General features: G+C 65.9%; 28 protein-coding genes and 1 tRNA gene. 21 read left to right on the plus strand and 8 right to left on the minus strand.

Features of this window, described 5'->3' with window-relative positions; translation table 11 throughout:
• Positions 1-9: 9 nt before the first annotated feature.
• The 5 genes from fdh3B to M8009_RS02315 all read left to right on the plus strand — a co-directional run bounded on the left by fdh3B (position 10) and on the right by M8009_RS02315 (position 3,832).
• Positions 10-624: a formate dehydrogenase FDH3 subunit beta gene (gene fdh3B / locus M8009_RS02295; protein ID WP_250059147.1), complete on the plus strand. Its 615-nt coding sequence runs from the start codon at positions 10-12 to the stop codon at positions 622-624.
• Positions 625-636: 12 nt separating this feature from the next.
• Positions 637-1,695 carry a formate dehydrogenase subunit gamma gene (locus tag M8009_RS02300; RefSeq protein ID WP_250059148.1) on the plus strand — a complete coding sequence of 353 codons (1,059 nt, stop codon included), beginning with the start codon at positions 637-639 and terminating at the stop codon, positions 1,693-1,695.
• A gap of 94 nt (positions 1,696-1,789) precedes the next feature.
• On the plus strand, positions 1,790-2,113 hold the full coding sequence (locus M8009_RS02305) for a DUF1244 domain-containing protein (RefSeq protein ID WP_250059149.1): 324 nt from the start codon (positions 1,790-1,792) through the stop codon (positions 2,111-2,113).
• Positions 2,110-2,631, plus strand: a complete 522-nt coding sequence (moaB, locus tag M8009_RS02310; protein ID WP_250059150.1) for a molybdenum cofactor biosynthesis protein B — start codon at positions 2,110-2,112, stop codon at positions 2,629-2,631. Before M8009_RS02305 ends, moaB begins: the two co-directional genes overlap by 4 nt.
• Positions 2,624-3,832: a molybdopterin molybdotransferase MoeA gene (locus M8009_RS02315; protein ID WP_250059151.1), complete on the plus strand. Its 1,209-nt coding sequence runs from the start codon at positions 2,624-2,626 to the stop codon at positions 3,830-3,832. The genes moaB and M8009_RS02315 overlap by 8 nt, the downstream gene beginning before the upstream one ends.
• Here the strand turns inward: M8009_RS02315 and M8009_RS02320 are convergent.
• From M8009_RS02320 to M8009_RS02350, 7 genes are all read right to left on the minus strand, one after another.
• Positions 3,819-4,406 carry an acyl carrier protein phosphodiesterase gene (locus M8009_RS02320; RefSeq protein WP_250059152.1) on the minus strand — a complete coding sequence of 196 codons (588 nt, stop codon included), beginning with the start codon at positions 4,404-4,406 and terminating at the stop codon, positions 3,819-3,821. The genes M8009_RS02315 and M8009_RS02320 overlap by 14 nt on opposite strands.
• Positions 4,407-4,416: 10 nt before the next feature.
• Positions 4,417-4,770 carry a TusE/DsrC/DsvC family sulfur relay protein gene (locus M8009_RS02325; RefSeq protein ID WP_250059153.1) on the minus strand — a complete coding sequence of 118 codons (354 nt, stop codon included), beginning with the start codon at positions 4,768-4,770 and terminating at the stop codon, positions 4,417-4,419.
• Positions 4,770-5,060 (minus strand): sulfurtransferase complex subunit TusB, encoded by a 291-nt coding sequence (gene tusB, locus M8009_RS02330; protein WP_250059154.1) that lies wholly within the window; start codon positions 5,058-5,060, stop codon positions 4,770-4,772. Before tusB ends, M8009_RS02325 begins: the two co-directional genes overlap by 1 nt.
• 21 nt (positions 5,061-5,081) lie before the next feature.
• Positions 5,082-5,456, minus strand: coding sequence for a sulfurtransferase complex subunit TusC (gene tusC / locus M8009_RS02335; protein ID WP_250059155.1), 375 nt, complete (start codon positions 5,454-5,456; stop codon positions 5,082-5,084).
• Positions 5,457-5,476: 20 nt separating this feature from the next.
• Positions 5,477-5,869, minus strand: coding sequence for a sulfurtransferase complex subunit TusD (gene tusD, locus M8009_RS02340; protein WP_250059156.1), 393 nt, complete (start codon positions 5,867-5,869; stop codon positions 5,477-5,479).
• Positions 5,870-5,938: 69 nt separating this feature from the next.
• On the minus strand, positions 5,939-6,613 hold the full coding sequence (locus tag M8009_RS02345; protein ID WP_250059157.1) for a Bax inhibitor-1/YccA family protein: 675 nt from the start codon (positions 6,611-6,613) through the stop codon (positions 5,939-5,941).
• A gap of 79 nt (positions 6,614-6,692) precedes the next feature.
• A complete protein-coding gene (locus M8009_RS02350) occupies positions 6,693-7,163 on the minus strand; it encodes an NUDIX hydrolase (protein WP_250059158.1) in 471 nt (156 codons plus the stop codon).
• 124 nt (positions 7,164-7,287) lie between these two features.
• Here M8009_RS02350 and M8009_RS02355 point away from each other — a divergent pair.
• The 15 genes from M8009_RS02355 to M8009_RS02425 all read left to right on the plus strand — a co-directional run bounded on the left by M8009_RS02355 (position 7,288) and on the right by M8009_RS02425 (position 15,171).
• Positions 7,288-7,377 (plus strand) — tRNA-Ser (locus M8009_RS02355).
• Between the two features lie 163 nt (positions 7,378-7,540).
• Positions 7,541-8,593, plus strand: a complete 1,053-nt coding sequence (locus M8009_RS02360) for a tyrosine-type recombinase/integrase (RefSeq protein ID WP_250059159.1) — start codon at positions 7,541-7,543, stop codon at positions 8,591-8,593.
• 36 nt (positions 8,594-8,629) lie between these two features.
• Complete coding sequence (locus M8009_RS02365) at positions 8,630-8,770, plus strand: hypothetical protein (RefSeq protein ID WP_250059160.1); 141 nt, start codon at positions 8,630-8,632, stop codon at positions 8,768-8,770.
• Positions 8,767-9,348, plus strand: coding sequence for a hypothetical protein (locus M8009_RS02370; protein WP_250059161.1), 582 nt, complete (start codon positions 8,767-8,769; stop codon positions 9,346-9,348). The genes M8009_RS02365 and M8009_RS02370 overlap by 4 nt, the downstream gene beginning before the upstream one ends.
• A gap of 71 nt (positions 9,349-9,419) precedes the next feature.
• Positions 9,420-9,632 carry a helix-turn-helix transcriptional regulator gene (locus M8009_RS02375; RefSeq protein WP_250059162.1) on the plus strand — a complete coding sequence of 71 codons (213 nt, stop codon included), beginning with the start codon at positions 9,420-9,422 and terminating at the stop codon, positions 9,630-9,632.
• 272 nt (positions 9,633-9,904) lie between these two features.
• Positions 9,905-10,078, plus strand: coding sequence for a hypothetical protein (locus M8009_RS02380; protein WP_250059163.1), 174 nt, complete (start codon positions 9,905-9,907; stop codon positions 10,076-10,078).
• A complete protein-coding gene (locus M8009_RS02385) occupies positions 10,075-10,386 on the plus strand; it encodes a hypothetical protein (protein WP_250059164.1) in 312 nt (103 codons plus the stop codon). The genes M8009_RS02380 and M8009_RS02385 overlap by 4 nt, the downstream gene beginning before the upstream one ends.
• Entirely contained in the window at positions 10,383-10,634 is a 252-nt protein-coding gene (locus M8009_RS02390) for a hypothetical protein (RefSeq protein ID WP_250059165.1), read from the plus strand. The genes M8009_RS02385 and M8009_RS02390 overlap by 4 nt, the downstream gene beginning before the upstream one ends.
• A complete protein-coding gene (locus tag M8009_RS02395; protein WP_250059166.1) occupies positions 10,619-10,900 on the plus strand; it encodes a helix-turn-helix domain-containing protein in 282 nt (93 codons plus the stop codon). Before M8009_RS02390 ends, M8009_RS02395 begins: the two co-directional genes overlap by 16 nt.
• A 43-nt stretch (positions 10,901-10,943) precedes the next feature.
• Positions 10,944-11,345, plus strand: a complete 402-nt coding sequence (locus tag M8009_RS02400; protein WP_250059167.1) for a hypothetical protein — start codon at positions 10,944-10,946, stop codon at positions 11,343-11,345.
• A 458-nt stretch (positions 11,346-11,803) separates the two neighbouring features.
• Positions 11,804-12,208, plus strand: coding sequence for a hypothetical protein (locus M8009_RS02405; RefSeq protein ID WP_250059168.1), 405 nt, complete (start codon positions 11,804-11,806; stop codon positions 12,206-12,208).
• Positions 12,209-12,770: 562 nt separating this feature from the next.
• Positions 12,771-12,986, plus strand: coding sequence for a hypothetical protein (locus M8009_RS02410; RefSeq protein WP_250059169.1), 216 nt, complete (start codon positions 12,771-12,773; stop codon positions 12,984-12,986).
• Between the two features lie 16 nt (positions 12,987-13,002).
• Entirely contained in the window at positions 13,003-13,941 is a 939-nt protein-coding gene (locus tag M8009_RS02415) for a hypothetical protein (protein ID WP_250059170.1), read from the plus strand.
• The gene (locus tag M8009_RS02420) at positions 13,938-14,324 is read left to right on the plus strand and encodes a hypothetical protein (protein WP_250059171.1); all 387 of its coding nucleotides are present in this window, start codon (positions 13,938-13,940) and stop codon (positions 14,322-14,324) included. Before M8009_RS02415 ends, M8009_RS02420 begins: the two co-directional genes overlap by 4 nt.
• 364 nt (positions 14,325-14,688) lie before the next feature.
• Complete coding sequence (locus tag M8009_RS02425) at positions 14,689-15,171, plus strand: hypothetical protein (protein WP_250059172.1); 483 nt, start codon at positions 14,689-14,691, stop codon at positions 15,169-15,171.
• A 689-nt stretch (positions 15,172-15,860) separates the two neighbouring features.
• Here M8009_RS02425 and M8009_RS02430 read toward each other — a convergent pair.
• On the minus strand, positions 15,861-16,511 hold the full coding sequence (locus tag M8009_RS02430; protein WP_250059173.1) for a metallophosphoesterase: 651 nt from the start codon (positions 16,509-16,511) through the stop codon (positions 15,861-15,863).
• Between the two features lie 88 nt (positions 16,512-16,599).
• On the opposite strand from M8009_RS02430, the gene M8009_RS02435 reads away from it, so the two are divergent.
• Positions 16,600-17,157 carry a YaeQ family protein gene (locus M8009_RS02435; RefSeq protein ID WP_250059174.1) on the plus strand — a complete coding sequence of 186 codons (558 nt, stop codon included), beginning with the start codon at positions 16,600-16,602 and terminating at the stop codon, positions 17,155-17,157.

Raw genomic sequence — 17,157 nt, forward strand, 5'->3', positions numbered from 1 at the left:
GAGAACACCATGGCCACGATGAAGTTCATGTGCGACGCGGAGCGCTGCATCGAGTGCAACGGCTGCGTCACCGCCTGCAAGAACGCCAACGAGGTGGAATGGGGCATCCAGCGCCGTCGCGTGGTGACCCTCAACGACGGCGAGCCCAGCGAGGTCTCCATCTCGGTGGCCTGCATGCACTGCGACGATGCGCCCTGCATCGCCGTCTGCCCCACCGAGACCCTGTTCCAGCGCGATGACGGCATCGTGCTGCACGACAAGGATCTGTGCATCGGCTGCGGCTACTGCCTCTACGCCTGCCCCTTCGGCGCCCCACAGTTCCCGAAGCAGAACGCCTTCGGCGAGCGGGGCAAGATGGACAAGTGCACCTTCTGCGCCGGCGGCCCGGCGGAGACCCAGGAAGAGGAGTATCAGAAGTACGGGGCCAACCGCATCGCCGAGGGCAAGCTGCCGCTGTGTGCCGAGATGTGCTCGACCAAGGCCCTGCTTGCCGGCGATGCCCAGGAGGTCGCCGATATCTTCCGCCAGCGCGTGGTCCAGCGGGGGCACAAGGATGGCGGCTGGTCGGGCAATCCCCGCGCCGATGCCGATTCCCTGGCCTACGATGCCACCCAGCAGGGGTAAGGAGGTCATGTCATGAGCAAGTCCACACCCTGGCGGGCGCTGTGGCGACTGCCCCTGCTGATGCTGGCCCTGGTAGCCAGCCTGGGGGTTGCCCAGTTCGCCCTCGCCCAGGCCGACCCCGATCGTGAGGCGGCCACGGCCGTCCCGGCCCTGGACGCCGATGCCTGGCGGCAGATCAAGAGCGGCGAGACCGGCCCCAACTACCGGGACAGCCGGTTCGACTCCAGCTACAACCTGATCAACGCCAGCGGCGAGACCTGGCGACAACTGCGTGAGCGCTGGGTCTCTCCCTTCGGGGTGATCGCCGTGGTGGGCATGATCGTCGTGATTGCGCTGTTCTACCTGGTGGTCGGCTCCAAGAAGCTCGATGAACCCCGAACGGGGCGCAAGCTGCTGCGCTGGTCCCTGATGGTCAGGTCCCTGCACTGGACGGTGGCGACGCTATTCATCCTGCTCGCCCTCACCGGGCTCAACCTGGCCTATGGCAAGGCCGTCTTCCGTCCGATCTTCGGCGACGGCTTCTGGGCGGCGATGATGTCCGGTACCAAGCTGATCCACAACTACCTGGGGCCGCTGTTCGGCATCCTGCTGGTGATCCTGCTAGCCAGGCTCTTCGTGCACAATCTGCCGAAGAAGCATGACCTCCAGTGGTTCCGAATGGGCGGCGGGCTGGTGGGCAAGGGACATCCGGATGCGGGCTTCGCCAACGCCGGCGAGAAGGCGTGGTACTGGCTGCTCGCCACCGCCGGCATCGCGGTGATCATCAGTGGCCTGGTGCTGGACTTCCCCAACTATGGCCAGGTGCGGGACACCATGCAGTGGGCCAACATCATCCATGCCGTGGGCGCGTTCGGCCTGACGGCAGTGGCGTTCGGCCACATCTACATCGGCACGCTCGGCACCGAGGGCTCCTTCGAGGGCATGGCGACCGGCTACGTGGACGAGACCTGGGCCAAGGAGCATCACAACCTCTGGTACGAGGAGGTCAAGGACCAGGCCGTTCCCGAGGAACAGCTGGCGGCCGACCGGGTGTCATCGCAGGACGATGAGCCGGCCCCCCGCTCCGGCTGAGCGTTGGCAGTAAGGCGCCCATCGACACCGCCTTCGGGCGGTGTCTTTTGTTAAGCTGGTACGCCAGACGCAATTGCCACCCCGAGGAGCCACCATGCAGCATCTCGACGACGCTACCCGTACCGAACTCGAGGCGGCCGCCTTTCGCCGCCTGCTCCGCCACCTGGACGAGCACAAGGAGGTGCAGAACATCGACCTCATGATCCTCGCCGACTTCTGCCGCAACTGCCTCTCCAAGTGGCTGGTGGCCGCCGCCGACGAACGCGGCGCTGACCTCGATTACGGCGCCGCCCGTGACTACGTCTACGGCATGCCCTATGCGGAGTGGAAGGCCAAGTACCAGCAGGAAGCCACCCCCGAGCAGCTGGCCGCCTTCGAGGCGCGCCAGGCCGCCAAGCAGGAGCAGCAGCAAGGATGAGCGAGCCGATGATTCCCCTCTCCATTGCGGTGTTGACCATCTCCGATACCCGCAACGAGGAGACCGACCGCAGCGGCCAGGCGCTGGTCGAGCGTCTCACCTCCGCCGGCCATGCCCTCCACGAGAAGCGCATCGTGCCCGATGACGTCTACCGCATCCGTGCCGTGGTGGCCGGCTGGATCGCCGATCCGGAGGTCCAGGTGATCCTGACCACCGGTGGCACCGGCTTTACCGGCCGTGACTCCACCCCCGAGGCGGTCTCGGTCCTGCTCGACAAGCAGATCGAGGGCTTCGGCGAGCTCTTCCGCCACCTCTCCTGGCAGGAGATCGGCAGCTCCACCGTGCAGAGCCGCTGCCTCGGCGGGCTGGCCAACGCCACCGTGGTGTTCTGCCTGCCCGGCTCCACCGGTGCCTGCTGCACCGCCTGGGACGGGATCCTGGCCGAGCAACTCGACAGCCGGCACAAGCCGTGCAACTTTGCCAATCTCGTCATCCCCGAGCGAGGCCAGCATGGCTGAGCTGCAATCGGTCGAGGCGGCACTGGTGGCACTGCTGCGTGACGTGGCCGCGACCCCGCCCGAAACCCTCCCCTGTGACGAGGCGGCGGGCCGCGTGCTTGCCGAGGCCATCGAGGCCCGGCTCGATGTGCCGTCCTTCGACAACAGCGCCATGGATGGCTATGCCCTGAACCACCGGGACGCCGGCAAGCGATTGCCGGTCTCCCAGCGCATCACCGCGGGCTCGCCGGCCACGCCCCTGGCGCCCGGCAGCTGTGCGCGGATCTTCACCGGGGGCGAGATCCCCCCGGGAGCCGACTGCGTGGTGATGCAGGAGCGGGTCGAGGTGGCGGCAGAGCTGGCCGCGATACCGCCCGACATCCCGGCCGGTGACAATATCCGCCGCCGCGGGCGTGACGTCGCGTCGGGCGATCGTCTGCTGCCGGCCGGCGAACGCCTGGAGGCTGCGGCCCTGGGCCATCTGGCCGGCCAGGGCATCACCGAGGTGCTGGTGCGCCGGCGGCCGCGGGTGGCGCTGCTCTCCACCGGCGACGAGATCGTCGACCCGGGCCGGCCGCTTGCCGCGGGCCAGATCTACAACTCCAACCGGCCGATGCTCAGGCGGCTGCTCGAACGCTTCGGCGCGGAACTGACGCTGGTCACCTCGATTCCCGATGATCCGTCGGGTACCCGCGAGACCTTGAGCGCCGCCGCCCGGGAGGCCGACCTGGTGATCAGCACCGGCGGCGTCAGTGTCGGTGAGGAGGACCACGTCAAGGCCGCCCTGGCGTCGCTGGGCCAGCTGGACCTGTGGCGACTGGCGATCCGCCCCGGCAAGCCGCTTGCCCTGGGGCGCCTGCCGGGACGGGAGGGTCGCGAGATACGCTTCGTCGGACTGCCCGGCAACCCCGTCTCCTGCTTCGTCGGGGCCTGGCTGTTCCTGCGCCCGCTGCTCGGTGCCCTGCAGGGCTGCCCGGCGCTCGCGCAGCTGCCCTGCCTCCGGGCCCGGGCGGATTTCGCGACGAGCACGGGCCCGCGGCGCCATTACATGCGCGTGATGCTCGAGTTCGGCGAGCACGGAATCCTGGCCCGGGCCTTCCGGGATCAGAATTCGGGCGTGCTGTCTTCCTGCATCAGCGCCGATGCACTGGCGGTGATTCCCGCCGAGAGCCGGGTCGACCCGGGCGATCCGGTCGACTGCCTGTGGCTCAGGGTCGAGTGAGCGGCCCATTGCCAGGGGCAAGGCCCAGGGCGTCATTGACCGCGGGCCAGAGCCTTTCGAAGTCGCGTGAGAGTCGCTCGTAGTCCTCTTCCAGCCAGGGCACCAGCTCGGCCAGGCGGTTGGGGCCGGAAAGCCGCTGGCCGATGCCCTCGATGGCCCGGCAGGTGAAGGCGAAGTCGGCATAGCGATTGAGCCAGTCCTGCTCCACCAGGACCGGCATCATCGCTGCCAGTCGGGCCGGGGCCGGTCGGGTCGCCAGCACCCGATAGCAGCGATGGACCAGCCAGTGCCGCTCGTCGCTCGTCAGCGTACGCGCCGTGAAGTGGTCCCAGACCAGGTCCAGTGCGATGCCGGCATAGCGGCGCTGCCTGCGCGGCGATCGCTCGAGCACGGACGAGACCACCGGATGGCCATCGACGAAGGCATCCACCCGCCGGTGGTGGCGAATGCCGCTCGCCTGCTCGGCATTCCAGGCCGAGAGGTCCACTCCCTTGACCCCATCGGCGATCAGGTTGCCATAGAGGAAATCATCGCTGCCGCCCCGGGCGAGCCAGCCATGCGCAAGGAAATTCACGACCGGCGGGTCACAGGCAGTGGGTGGGCTTGGGCAGCCCGGCAAGGCGGGCGGCAACCTTGGCCGGGCTGCCCGGGAAGAGCCGCATCAGGTGAATGGAGCGTCCCTTTTCGGGTCCCAGGGCTCGTTGCACTGCCTTCACCAGGGGGCGCATGGCAGGCGCCATCTCGTAACGCGCATAGAAGTCGCGCAGCAGCTGGAGAATCTCCCAGTGCTCCGAGGTCAGCGTGATGCCCTCCTCGCGCGCCAGGGCCTCGGCGACCTCGGGCGACCAGTCAGCCATGTCGACCAGATATCCTTCCGGATCGAGGGCATAAGTTTCTGAATCAATGAATAGATAACGGTATATTTCTGTGGTTGCCATCAGTACCAGCTCACCGTGCGCTCGGCTTCCTCGGTCAGGTCCACGAAGCCGTCCACGTCGACCACCTGCACGCTGGCGGCGCAGCGGCCAAGCAGCCCGCGGGACTCCAGGTCCTCCTTCAGGGCGAACAGGCGCCCCTCCAGGCCCGCGTAGTAGCGCACCAGCTGAGGGAGCGCTCCCTGGACCCCATCCTCGATCAGCAGCAGGCGATCCTCCGGCGACATGCCGGCCAAGGCCTGCTGATAGACCCGGCTGGTCGCCGGGGAACGGTTCACGACATGCAGCAGCATTGGCGCACTCCTTGCGTCTGGCTAGAAGGTCAGCACCAGGCGATGCCCGGAGAGGACACGCGACAGTGCCGAGGGCGACAGACACTCCACCTCGAGCATCAACTCGTCGCTCGAGAGGCCGAGGCACGAAAGCCCCTGCTCTTCCACCAGCAGCGTCTCGATATCATACATCTCCAGCATCTCCAGCGTCGCGGCCGTACCCTTCTGCCCCAGGGCACCCGCCTGCTGCCCCGGCAGCAGGGCCGTCACCCCCTCCCCCATGAACAGCAGGGAGACGCGGCGCCCGAAGGCGGCGGCGACCAAGGCGGCATCCAGCCCCTCCCTCAGCCAGCTGCTGCCATGGGGAGCATGGCGCAGGATGACCAGCAGGTCACTGTCGTCATGGTGTTCTTGCATCGCGACTCCGTAACACGCCCTCAGGGACCGAAGGTGACCAGGCGGTCGCAGCGGGAGCCGAGGTCGATCAGCTGGCCCAGCCCGGTCAGCTCGAAGGGAGCCTCCACGCTGACGCCATCCTTGCCATGCCGGGTCGCCTCCCGTTGGTCCAGCAGGCCACGCCGCAACGCGGCGGCGATGCAGACCTGCAACGCGACCCGATGCTCGTCGGCCAGCGCCGCCCAGGCATCCACCAGGTGAGGCTCGTCCTGGGGGGGCGCGGCCAGCCGGGCGGCATTGTGCACCCCATCATGGTAGAAGAACACTGCCTCGAGCCGGTGGCCCCGTGCCACCAGGGCCCGGGCAAAGCGCAGGGCGGAGTGGCTCGCCTGGTCACTGTAGGGGGCACCCATCAGCAGGATGGCATAGCGCATGGGGTCCTCCGGAAACAGCCTGGCCCCGCCGGGAGGCGGGGCCAGGGATTCGTGCGGTAGCGGTAGCCGTCAGTCCTGGCTCATGATCCCCAAGATGGAGAGCAGGCTGACGAACAGGTTGTAGATCGAGACATAGAGAGTAATGGTCGCGAGGATGTAGTTGGTCTCGCCGGCACGATGGACGATCTCGCTGGTCTGGTAGAGGATAGCGGCCGAGGCGAACAGCACGAAGCCGGCCGAGACCATCAGCGACAGCGCAGGGATCTGCAGGAAGATGCCCGCCACCATGGCAATGATCAGCACGATGGCACCGGCCATCAGAAAATTCGCCAGGAAGCTGAAGTCCTTGCGCGTGATCAGCGCCACGGCCGAGAGGCCGACGAAGGTCACCCCGGTCATGCCCAGCGCGGTCATGATCAACTGGGCCCCGTTGGGCAAGGTGAGATAGGCGCTGAGGATCGGCCCCAGGGTGAAGCCCATGAAACCGGTGAAGGCGAAGGTGGAAAGCAAGCCGATCGCCGAGTTGGCCGTCTTGTGCACCAGGAACATCAGGCCATAGGCACCGATGAAGAACACCAGGATGTTCATCCGTTCGATGCCCATGGCCATGGCGGCACCGGCCGTCACGGCGGAGAACAGCAGGGTCATCGCCAGCAGGCCGTAGGTGTTGCGCAGGACCTTGCTGGTACCGACAGCCTGGGTCTGAGTCTGCTGTCGTGTCATCTGCGTGTCTTGGTAAGCCATGGATCCGAAGCTCCCTGTGTGGTTGATCTAGGCACTAGACCTAGAATGCCGCTAGATGGTTCCCGACGCAAGAGACTGGCTAGTCAGGCTTCAACGCGCTTTCTGCGGACATGGCCTCGGCCAGTACCCGGCGCGCCACGCGGGCGGCCGAGTCACAGACCTCCCCGTCGTCCTGCTCGAGCTCCTCGAGGCCCATCCAGCGTAACTCCGTGGCATCGTCGGCTGCCGCCTCCAGCCCTCCCTGCCACTCGAGCTGCACCACCACGATGACGAAATGCATCCTCAGCAGGCCCGCGTCGTCGTGGTCGAACAGGTCGATGGCCGTGAGGATGCGCCGAGGCGCCGCGAGCACACCGGTCTCCTCCAGCAGCTCCCTCGCCGCTGCCTGCTGGAGACTCTCCCCCGCCTCCACCTTGCCGCCGGGCAGCGCCAGCATGCCCGCGCTGGGCGGGTTGCGCCGCCGAACCATGAGGATGCGGTCACCCTTGATCACGGCGGCCGAGACGGCGGGGACCGGCCGAATCCCGGCGCTCACTGTGGGGTCAAGCATGACGCTCTCCTGTAGCCACCTTCTATCCCATTGTGCCTCAGCTCGACAAGCCAGGCCTAACATCTTGATCCCTAGGCGCTCTTGACCCGGCGGGGAAAGCTGGTAATATACCCATCCGTGAGCCGGAGGGATGGCAGAGCGGTTGAATGCACCGGTCTTGAAAACCGGCGAAGGTGAGAGCCTTCCCAGGGTTCGAATCCCTGTCCCTCCGCCAGTACATCGTTTCAGGCAGTCCCAGACATGTCAGAAACTGCTCTAGAAAGCGCCTTCGGGCGCTTTCTTCGTTTCTGGTCGTCCCATACAGTCCTTGACTACCACCCCTCTGAGGGGGCATATCTGGGGGCATCCGCTTATGCCCCCGCCTGGAGGTGCCCCCAATGCCACAGCCGACCAACAAGCTGACGGCGACGGCCGCCCGCAACGCCAAGCCCCGCGACAAGACCTACCGCCTGGCCGATGGCGGCGGCATGTACCTGGAGGTCACGCCCAAGGGAGGTCGCTACTGGCGCCTGAAGTACCGCATCGACGGCAAGGAGAAGCGGCTGGCGCTGGGAGTCTTCCCCGAGACGAGCCTCGCCCAGGCCCGAGAAGCCCGCGACGAAGCCCGCCGGCATCTCGCCCAGGGCATCGACCCGGGCGCCGCCAAGCGTGCTGAGCAGCGGCAACGCAAGATCGCCGCGGCGAACACCCTGGAGGCCATCGCCGAGGAATGGCTCGAGGAGGTCCATAAGAACAAGGTGGTCCCCGACCACTACCGCCACGACCGCCGCCGGCTCGAGCTCCACCTGCTGCCGACACTCGGCCGGGAGCCGCTGGCCGAGATGAGCGCCGCCGACCTGCTGGACTGCCTGCGCAAGATAGAGAAGCAGGGCAAGCTCGAGACAGCCAAGCGGGTGCGCACCCTGGCCAGCCTGATATTCCGCTATGCCATCGCCACAGAGCGTGCCGACCGTGACCCGGCCGCCGACCTGAAAGGCGCGCTACGCTCTCCCAGCATTCGCCACCACCCGGCCATCACCGACCCCGAGGAGATCGCCAAGCTGATGCGCGCGGTCTACGCCTACAGTGGCGAGCCGGCGACCCTGGCCGCGCTGAAGCTGTCCGCCATGGTATTCGTCCGGCCGGGTGAACTCAGACAGGCAGAGTGGCAGACGGTAGACCTGGAGGCCGGCACCTGGTCATTCACGCCCAGCAAGAACGCCCCGCCGCTGATCGTCCCCCTGCCCTCTCAGGCGGTCGAGATCCTGGCCGACCTTCACGACCTGACCGGCCGCGGCCGTTACGTGTTCCCGGGTGCCCGGAGTGCCGCGCGGCCGATGAGTGAGAACGCCATCACCGCCGCCCTGGCTGGCATGGGGTACAAGGGCCGGATGACCGCCCACGGCTTCCGCGCCATGGCCCGGACAGTGCTCGAGGAGCGGCTGGGCTAACCGCCGGCCATCATCGAGCAGCAACTGGCCCACGTCGTGAAGGACGCCAACGGCCGCGCCTACAACCGAACCGCGCACCTGGAACAGCGCCGGGCAATGTTGCAAGCGTGGGCCGACTACCTGGACGCCCTGCGTGAAGGCGCCGGCAACGTGGTGCCGATCCGGGGGACTGCGTGAACGCCAGGCGTGAGAAGCTGCTGGAGGTCATTCAAGGGTGGCGTCGCCCGCGGCCGGAGGATCCTGAAAGCCTCGCCAGCGCCCTCGACCTCGAGTGTTCGATCCTCGAGCGCCTTCCTCCGCGTCCCGACATGAGCCGCGGGGAATGGATCGAGGCTGTCGAGCGCTTCAGGGCCGGCATTGAGCACGCCAGGCAGGCGTTTGAAGGGCTGCCGCCTTCAGCCCGCACAATGTTGGGCCAGCATTTGGCCTTGGGTGACATGGCTGGCGCTGGGGCCTCTGGGCTCTCGGCCGGACCGATGGAGTGGCCGCCCCTGGAGGAACTGCTCGAGGCACTCCACGAGGCTGCCGGCAACCTGGTCGAGGACGCCCCGGCACAATATGCCCGCCCCCGGCCCGAGCTCACGTTGATTGCCGTTGCGGTCCGTGTCTGCAAGCGCCATGGGGTAAGGGTGAGCGCTGCAAGCGGCGGCCGGTTCCTGAAGGTTCTGGAGGTCATCATCCCCGAGCGCGCGGACCACCGCGGCCTGATGCGGCAGGCGATGAAAATGGGGGTAATTTCTCCGCCTGACAGGTGAAACACTCCCCCTAATCTGCCTGGCTGTTCCCAGCCATCCTGAACGTGCCAAGAAGATAAGGAGGCACCAAGATGGCTCAGTCGATCCGCAAGGCCCTGATCAAGCGCCGTGAAGTGCTGGCGCGCACCGCCCTGGCGAACTCAACGCTCTACCGGCTTATGGGTGCCGGCGAGTTCCCGCAGTCGATCCAGATTGGCCCGCGCGCTGTGGCGTGGGTCGAGGAGGAGGTAGACGCCTGGATTGAAGCCCGCATCGAGGCAGCTCGAGAGAAGGGGGCCGCCTGATGTTGACTTGTTCCCCAGCGTCCCACTATGATTCACCTGCTGGCGCAAATTCGCCAGCCGACCTTGGCCGGTCGGAACCACATAGGCGCACAAGCGCCACCATCATGCCGGGCGCTTTTTTTGTGCCTGCCATGCGATATGGCGGCTGTGCGTGGGACACCTCCGGGTGTGCCGGTTTCCTATGTGACCGGTCGGCCAACCCGCGTACAGTCGCCCCCATCCGCTGCTTGGCCGCAGCCGGGGACGACTCCAATCACATAGGAGTCAGACCCATGACTATTCCCACCCGCATCGCGACAGCACGCGCCAGCGCTCACCGCGCCATGGCCCGCGCCGCCCTCTTCTCCGATTCAAGCGCCGCCGTCCGGCTCAAGCGCTACAACCACCATATGACGAAGGCCCGCACCCTGGAAGCCGCGGCAGGCGCTCAGGAGGTGGCTCAATGAACCCCATCGACACCCGCCCCCAGGACATCGCCGAGATCACGCACAGCGTTGGCGTCATTGCCGGCCTGGTAAGCGAGCACCTAACCCGCAATGCCTGTGAAGGCGACGCCCCGTTCCTCAGGGACCGCGAGCTGGCCGGCCTGATGGATGCGACCCGCCATCTTTCCATCCGAGCCCACGAGCTGGCCGAAGCTCTGGACGCGGCAGAACGGGCTGACAGCGACGAGTTGCCACCGTCTGCCCGCCGGCACCTTATGGCCGCCTTTGACGCCCTGCGCCTCGAGCAGGGGCAAGGGGGTGAGTCGTGAGCCTGACCATCAAGAACACCACTCTGAACCTGTGGCTGGCTCGAGGGGAGATTACCCACTTCGCCACCCTGCTGAATCAGGCTGGGCGCCGGGAAGAGGCCGAGGCGCTGACTAGAGCAGGGACCGAAGTCGGCCGAGCTCTGCTCAGCCTCGAGGATCTGCTGGACGAGAATGACGGCGCCATCAAGGCCGCCATCGCCCAGGTAGAGGAAGCGGCAAAGGAGGGGACATCATGTCAACGGCCATGAAAAAGCCCCGGGAGCAAGCCGGGGCCAGTTCAAAGATCAATGCGGGCACCGTTGATCCTAGCACCCAATCTGGGCGCCTGCTACAGGCCCTCAGGCGCCAGCCACTGAGCAGCTATGAGATCACCCTGCGCTTGCATATCGCCCACCCGGCGAGCCCGATCCGTGACCTTCGCAAGCGGGGGCACGACATCCGGACCGAGCACCACCCGCACCCGACGCGGCCGAATGAGCGCATCAAGCGCTATCGACTGATCGAGACGGAGTGAATAGCAGCGGGCGCCTGCTGGCGCCCGCTTGCCGGAGGATGTCATGCCCAGGAAGAAGCGAGAACGGGTTTCGACACCCGGAGGCTTCCTTGCGCTGCCGAAGCTCCTGATGGAACAGGATGACTTTCGGGAGCTGTCACCGTCCGCCATGAAGGTGCTGATGGTGCTGGGGAGCCAGTACAACGGCCGGAATAACGGCGACCTGTCCGCGACGCACTCGATGATGCGGGATTGGGGCGGTATGGCCGAGGGCACGCTCTCCAAGGCGCTGAAGGAGCTTCAGGACAGGAAGCTGATCGTGAAGAGCCGAGAGAACCGGCGAGGCCGTGAGGGGGCACGCTGCGCGCTCTATGCTCTGACCTGGCAGACAATCGACGACTGTCCGGGAAAAGACCTCGACCTGGTGCCCAGCATCGTGCCCTACCGCAAGCTATCCCAGGGGTGAACCAATCGCTCCCCCCTACCCTACCCGCCCACCGTGGCGGGTTTTTCATGCCCACTCGATAATTACCGTCTTCAATTTTTGAAGTGTACGGCATCAATTTTTGAAGCCTTCCCGGGAATCGGGCCGGGTAGCCTCAAATAAGGCATCAATTTTTGAAGCCTTATGGGCCCTGTTCGATATTTACCGGCTTCAATATTTGAAGACCCTTCTAGAGTTACCACCCGGGGGTGGTTTCTGGGGGCATTAGCTGAGCCCACATCTGGACCGAGTGAGTGGAGCTGGTGGCCCAAGCGAGGCCCGGATCTATGATCCGGCCGAGTCGCAGGGCCGAACAACTGAGCGAAGCGAAGGCGTTAGCGTGCTGGCGCTGAACCCGCCGACCGCCCAAAGTGGTCGCCCGCCCACTATCACTGGAACCCGCTGCTGGATCCGGTGGAGGTGTGACCTTGGAGCGCTGGATGGATCGAGTGGAAAATCCCGGAATTCCGGGTATTCAGATGCCGACAGAACCGACAGAACCGGGTTTCGTCAGTTCTGTCGGTACGCCAACCGCGGCTTATCCAGAAATTGAGGTTCCGCCCAAGCCGTCGCCCAGCCGCCATGACTGGCTGGAGTGGGTCGCCGCCCAGGTGCCGCTTATCCCCGATGACCGCCGCTACGTGTGGTCAAGGCTGGCCACCATGCCCCCTCAGGCGATGGAGAAGGCAGCCAGGCGATACGTCCAGACCTGGACGGATGTTGCTGGAGATGAGCCCAAGCCCCACCGCAAGGACAACGCCGGCAGGAGAGCAGCAAACCGGACCTTGCTGGCGCTGATCCGACCCGGGAGCTGGCGCTGGAGACATGAGCACCGCAAGCCCTGATCCCTCAATATTGAGGAGGCGGCACCACCCCTCAGCACTGTTGAGGGGTGCGCGAATCGTTCACCCCTACCGGGTGGAAGCTGGCCATGGCCCAGGGCTGGACCATGGCCACGCCCGCCGCTCGAGAAACACCCCTAGCCCTACTCCCGCGAAACACCCTCCGCCCCTTGGTCTCACAATGCCCAGCACCCTGCCTGGTGGCCGCGCTGTCCTGCTGGCTGTGCGCGTGTGATCCATGATGACCTCGACGATCTGCGCCAGCGCTCAGAACTTTTTAGGTACTCCCGGCGGGGGTGGGGCCTGCGGGTGACATGAGGCGCGGTTCTTTGCATGAGCGAGGCGCGTGAAACCCGGTTGATTGTTGTTGTTTCGCAGCCAGGCCGCCCCGCTTCAGGGCCCCCTGTAACCCGCGTGGCTGGCGCTTTCCCCAGCCTTGGGGCATTTCGGAAGGGTGCCGTGAAACGCGACACCCTCCGGCAGAAATCAGCAGAAACCACCGCCAGTGTTGCAAGCCGGCACAACTTGCGACGCTGTGAGTCATGGCAACCAAGGAGACGAGACCATGAGCAATCAGGCAGCCCAGCCGACCCCGTTGAAGTGGAAGTCCGCCGCCGCCGAGGCGACTGTTGAAGGCGAGCCCCGGCACTCCATCGAATGCGTGCGGCATTTCATGGTGGGCGGGTCGATGGCAAAGCCCGGCCAGGAAGTCCAAGACGTGCCGGAGCATATGGCCAAGCTGCTCCAGCGCACCGGTCGCGCCAAGCTGATCGCAGCCTAACCCCGAGGAGTACAGCATGTCCCAGGCATCCATTCAGGCGATTCTGACCCGCGCATCCCGAGCGCTGCCGGCGAACGTCACCCTGAAGAACCCCGGCACGCCCAACGAGACGTATCAAACCCTCCCGGGTGCGTCAGGCGTTGCGGCAGCCCGTGGCGCCCTCGCGCTGACCGACACCGTGCCGCGTCTGCCGGAGACCACGACCCGCGCCATCAATCAGCCAGCCGGCGAGAGCGAATCACTCGCCATGGCCATCGTCAGGCGGTCGCGTGTCGCCCAGGCCGGCGCCCGCGTTATTCCCGTGGAGCTGGCGCCGGAACCTGGCAGCCCCACCGCGCTCTGGAAGCGTGCTGGCGGTTTCACCGTGATCAGTGGCGCCAGCTTCACCGAAGGCGACGACGCAAGCCCGCTGGCCGCCCAGGAGCTGCCCGCCATGACCGAGGAAATCGACCTCGACTTCATGGGGCAGTACGGCGTCCGCTTCGAGCTGAGCCGCAAGGACCAGAAGCACAGCCACCCCGGCGAGCTCGATGCCAAGATCGTCAACGGCATCGTCTACGGGATCGCCACCCTGATCGACCGCGTTGCCCTGGAGACCCTGGAGGCCAAGCTGCTCGAGGCCGGGGGCGGGGCGGCGATGCCGACCTTCAGCATGGCCGATGTTGCCGCCAAGGGCCTGCGCTTCAACGAGCTTCGCGCCATCGTCGGCACCGATGCGACCGGCCACCTGGTGGAGGATGGACAACTCCGCGTTCGCGGCTTCCCTGCCGAGTTCACTGGCGAGCACCCGGCCACCTTCGCTGGCGCCTTCGACCGTCTCGGCGTGGCGGTGATGGATGACATTCGCGTCCTGGTGGAGCGTACCCGCCTCGATGGCGGCCTGGCGGTGACTTGCTGGGTCGATGCGATGGCGCTGGTACCGGACGCCGGCTACTTCTGGCACGTGTCCTCATGAAGTGGCCCTTTTCTCGCAAGCGCCGCCGCAGGATTGCTGCGGTGCCTGCTGAGCTGGTCCAGGCGATTCAGGACGTGGGCATCGTCTACCGGTCCTTTGTCGAAGATGAGGACGGCATCCAGACGCCCAGGCCCATGACGATGAGCTTTCTCGGCTCGCGCCCGATGTACCTGGATGACCCCCAGGCGGTCGCCAAGCTGCTGCGCAGCCACTGGCCCGAGCTGACCGACCGGCAGGTATCACGCGCCCTGGCGATGATTGGCAACCGGGTCGCGACCCTTCGCAATGAACGGCAGGATCGCGTTGACCTGCTCAAGACTGGCCGCCGCCGCCGTAAGGGATGGATGCGAGACACGGAGAACCTGATGCCATGGGAGCTTTGAAGCACAACATGAGCCGGCAGCGCGTCGCCACGACCCTGCCGCGCGAGACGCTGGAACGGGCCCACTCTGAACGGTCCCGAATCGCCAAGGAGACTGGATGCAAGCCGTCTCTGGCAAAGGTCCTGGCCGCCGCCGTGGAGCGTGGCCTGCCAGGGTAGTTGTCGCGGAGGAAAGGGGATTAGACGGCGAGTGCCCCACTTTTCGAAAAACCCCGTCAGCCGGCAGGTGAGCCAATCCTAGCCGCCGTGGCCGGCCCTTTCTCCAGCGAGCGCGTCATGGCCTGGTGCGCGCTCGCTTTCCACCTGCAAACCCTGCGGGTGGGCGCGAGGCTTTAGCCAGGCCGCCCTCTACTGGAGATCGAGCCTTGTCCAAGCGCCAGCCTCCCCCGCTGATCCTGCCCAAGTCCCTCGATCCTATCGGCTACATCATCGGCCTTTCGGCTGCCCTGAAGCTGGCGCGGGCTGCCAAGCCTCACCCCTGCCGCCCTGACAAGGCGAGCCTGTATATCCCGGCGCCTGATCGTCTCGAGGCGAGTCACCCACTGAGCCGAATTCTCGGCCGACCGCTGGCGCTCGAGGTGTGTGAGGAAATGGGCGGCTCTCACTGGTGGCCGCCATCTGGTGAGCACATCGAGGCTGCCATCCTGGCCCGCCAGGTGCTCGACCTGGTGGAGGTGGGGTTGAATCAAGAAGAGATCGCCGAGCGGTGCGGGTCTACAGCCAAGTGGGCAGGGAATGTGCTGACTGCCTATGAGCTGTGGCAGGAGACCGGGGACCTCGAGGCGGTCCGTCTCGGAGCGAAGGTGACATACTCTTTCGCCTCGCTCCTGCTCAACCGGTCCTGGTGAAGGGTGTGAAGTGAGCTCACTCCCCCGTATCGGAGTAGTGACTTGATTCTCTTCAATTCCCGCAGAGAACCGGCTTTACCGGACAGGCGTAGAAGTGACTCAGGATCACATTTAGGCGCTGAGCCCAGGTCTGGGCCGAGCTCAGAACTTTGTAGGTACTCCCGGCGGGTACGGGGCTTGCGAGGGTATTGCGGCGCCGTTCTTCACGTGAGCGAGGCGCCCGGATTGCCGGCCTACTACTACTTCGCCGCCGGCTCGTGCGCGCGCGGAGTCACGTCGAGGTAATCAGCGGAAAACTCCGCCGATTGACGCCGGCTCGTGCGCGCGGAGTCACGAAGGGTGCGCGGAACTGGTCACCCCTTCCCTGTGCAGTCTCGCGCAGAGATAGCGGAATCCCGCTATCTCTCGGCGTCGACTCGGCTGAATTTTCAGCCAGTAGCGTTTTTTTCGCATCGGCTGGCGCCAGCAATGTGATCCTGAGTCACTTTGACGGTGAGGGGGCATATCTGGGGGCACCTGAAGAGCGCCCGACACAGGAAACCCGCTTCCGGTGCGGCCTTGCGGCATGCTTTGTGCCGGACTGTCCCTCCGCCACTTCTTATTCAGAATCAAGCGCCTACGGGCGCTTTTTTCGTGATGCCGCCATCTCGCTCCTTCCCCGGCACCCTATGCCAGTGTCGTCGCCCTCCTCATCTCAACAGTTCGCGTGTTTCGACCAGTGTCAGACGACCGGTGGCGAAGGCCCCGGTATCGATGTAATGGACGTTGCCCAGCGTCAGTGGCCGCTCCACGATGGTGTGGCCGACGACGACGGCGTCGATTCCCGCCACCGGTGTCTCGTCGCCCCGCCGGATACGGTCACGCCCCCAGACCAGCGTTCGCGGGTCGGCCACCTCGATGCGTGACCAGTCATCCGGCGGCTCGGCGTGCACCAGGCCGACGCGCCTGCCCATGATCGCGATCTCGCGCGCCAGGGGCAGATGGGGAAGCGCTGCCTCCAGGACTCTTCGCATCTCGCCCACACCGCTCTCGGCGACCCAACCGCCGCCATTGGTCATCCACAGTGCCCAGGCGCTGCTGCCCTCCCCGTCGAGCAGCGCTTTCCTGGCCATTTCCTCATGATTGCCGCGTACGGCGTGAAACCACGGCATGAAGACGAGCATCAGGCAGTCGAGCGAATCGGCACCTCGATCGATGAGGTCGCCAACGCAGAACAGGCGGTCCTCCGACGGTCGGAAGGCGACTGCCTGCAAGCCTTCCTGCAGCAGGTGGTACTGACCGTGAATGTCACCCACGACGTAATCGCGGCCTCTGGTGTTTGCATGGTGCTGAATCAACATGGCACGGCCTCCTCCTCCATCCCCCGACGCCACCGACTATGTCATGATGGCAGACCCTGCTTCTCAGACGGACGAGCGACGCAGCGAAATGGCACTCAAGGCAACGATTCACAGGGTCCAGCTGCAGATCGCGGACATGGACCGGCACTACTACGCGGATCACGCCCTGACCGTGGCGAGACACCCCTCGGAGACCGACGAGCGCATGATGGTCAGGCTGCTGGCCTTCGCCCTGAACGCCGACGAGGCCCTGGCCTTCGGGCGGGGCGTGAGCACCGAGAACGAGCCCGACCTCTGGCGCCAGGACCTGACCGGCGACATCGAGCTCTGGATCCAACTGGGCCAGCCCGACGAGAAGAGCGTTCGCCGCGCCTGTGCACGAGCCGACCGGGTCGTCCTCTACACTTACAGCGGCCAGGGCGCCGCAATCTGGTGGGAGCAGATCGCCGGCAAGCTCGCCACCCTCGACAATCTCCGGGTGGTCGACATCTCGCCGGCATCGGTGGCGGCGCTGGGCGACCTGGTGGCCAAGAGCATGACGCTGAACTGCATGATCGAGGATGGTGGGGTCTGGGTGACCGATCCAGACCGGGGAGCTGTCGAGGTGGAAAGCGAGGTGCTGAAGGACACGCGTGCCGCTGGCTGA

The organism is Halomonas gemina, from assembly GCF_023554995.1.
GTDB lineage: Bacteria > Pseudomonadota > Gammaproteobacteria > Pseudomonadales > Halomonadaceae > Halomonas > Halomonas gemina.

Bases quoted from the DNA above. Each gene is read 5' to 3' on its own strand.
- fdh3B (WP_250059147.1), top strand. From the start codon at position 10: ATGGCCACGATGAAGTTCATGTGCGACGCGGAGCGCTGCATCGAGTGC.
- M8009_RS02300 (WP_250059148.1), top strand. From the start codon at position 637: ATGAGCAAGTCCACACCCTGGCGGGCGCTGTGGCGACTGCCCCTGCTG.
- M8009_RS02305 (WP_250059149.1), top strand. From the start codon at position 1,790: ATGCAGCATCTCGACGACGCTACCCGTACCGAACTCGAGGCGGCCGCC.
- moaB (WP_250059150.1), top strand. From the start codon at position 2,110: ATGAGCGAGCCGATGATTCCCCTCTCCATTGCGGTGTTGACCATCTCC.
- M8009_RS02315 (WP_250059151.1), top strand. From the start codon at position 2,624: ATGGCTGAGCTGCAATCGGTCGAGGCGGCACTGGTGGCACTGCTGCGT.
- M8009_RS02325 (WP_250059153.1), bottom strand. From the start codon at position 4,770: ATGGCAACCACAGAAATATACCGTTATCTATTCATTGATTCAGAAACT.
- tusB (WP_250059154.1), bottom strand. From the start codon at position 5,060: ATGCTGCTGCATGTCGTGAACCGTTCCCCGGCGACCAGCCGGGTCTAT.
- tusC (WP_250059155.1), bottom strand. From the start codon at position 5,456: ATGCAAGAACACCATGACGACAGTGACCTGCTGGTCATCCTGCGCCAT.
- tusD (WP_250059156.1), bottom strand. From the start codon at position 5,869: ATGCGCTATGCCATCCTGCTGATGGGTGCCCCCTACAGTGACCAGGCG.
- M8009_RS02345 (WP_250059157.1), bottom strand. From the start codon at position 6,613: ATGGCTTACCAAGACACGCAGATGACACGACAGCAGACTCAGACCCAG.
- M8009_RS02350 (WP_250059158.1), bottom strand. From the start codon at position 7,163: ATGCTTGACCCCACAGTGAGCGCCGGGATTCGGCCGGTCCCCGCCGTC.
- M8009_RS02360 (WP_250059159.1), top strand. From the start codon at position 7,541: ATGCCACAGCCGACCAACAAGCTGACGGCGACGGCCGCCCGCAACGCC.
- M8009_RS02375 (WP_250059162.1), top strand. From the start codon at position 9,420: ATGGCTCAGTCGATCCGCAAGGCCCTGATCAAGCGCCGTGAAGTGCTG.
- M8009_RS02380 (WP_250059163.1), top strand. From the start codon at position 9,905: ATGACTATTCCCACCCGCATCGCGACAGCACGCGCCAGCGCTCACCGC.
- M8009_RS02385 (WP_250059164.1), top strand. From the start codon at position 10,075: ATGAACCCCATCGACACCCGCCCCCAGGACATCGCCGAGATCACGCAC.
- M8009_RS02395 (WP_250059166.1), top strand. From the start codon at position 10,619: ATGTCAACGGCCATGAAAAAGCCCCGGGAGCAAGCCGGGGCCAGTTCA.
- M8009_RS02400 (WP_250059167.1), top strand. From the start codon at position 10,944: ATGCCCAGGAAGAAGCGAGAACGGGTTTCGACACCCGGAGGCTTCCTT.
- M8009_RS02405 (WP_250059168.1), top strand. From the start codon at position 11,804: ATGGATCGAGTGGAAAATCCCGGAATTCCGGGTATTCAGATGCCGACA.
- M8009_RS02410 (WP_250059169.1), top strand. From the start codon at position 12,771: ATGAGCAATCAGGCAGCCCAGCCGACCCCGTTGAAGTGGAAGTCCGCC.
- M8009_RS02415 (WP_250059170.1), top strand. From the start codon at position 13,003: ATGTCCCAGGCATCCATTCAGGCGATTCTGACCCGCGCATCCCGAGCG.
- M8009_RS02420 (WP_250059171.1), top strand. From the start codon at position 13,938: ATGAAGTGGCCCTTTTCTCGCAAGCGCCGCCGCAGGATTGCTGCGGTG.
- M8009_RS02430 (WP_250059173.1), bottom strand. From the start codon at position 16,511: ATGTTGATTCAGCACCATGCAAACACCAGAGGCCGCGATTACGTCGTG.
- M8009_RS02435 (WP_250059174.1), top strand. From the start codon at position 16,600: ATGGCACTCAAGGCAACGATTCACAGGGTCCAGCTGCAGATCGCGGAC.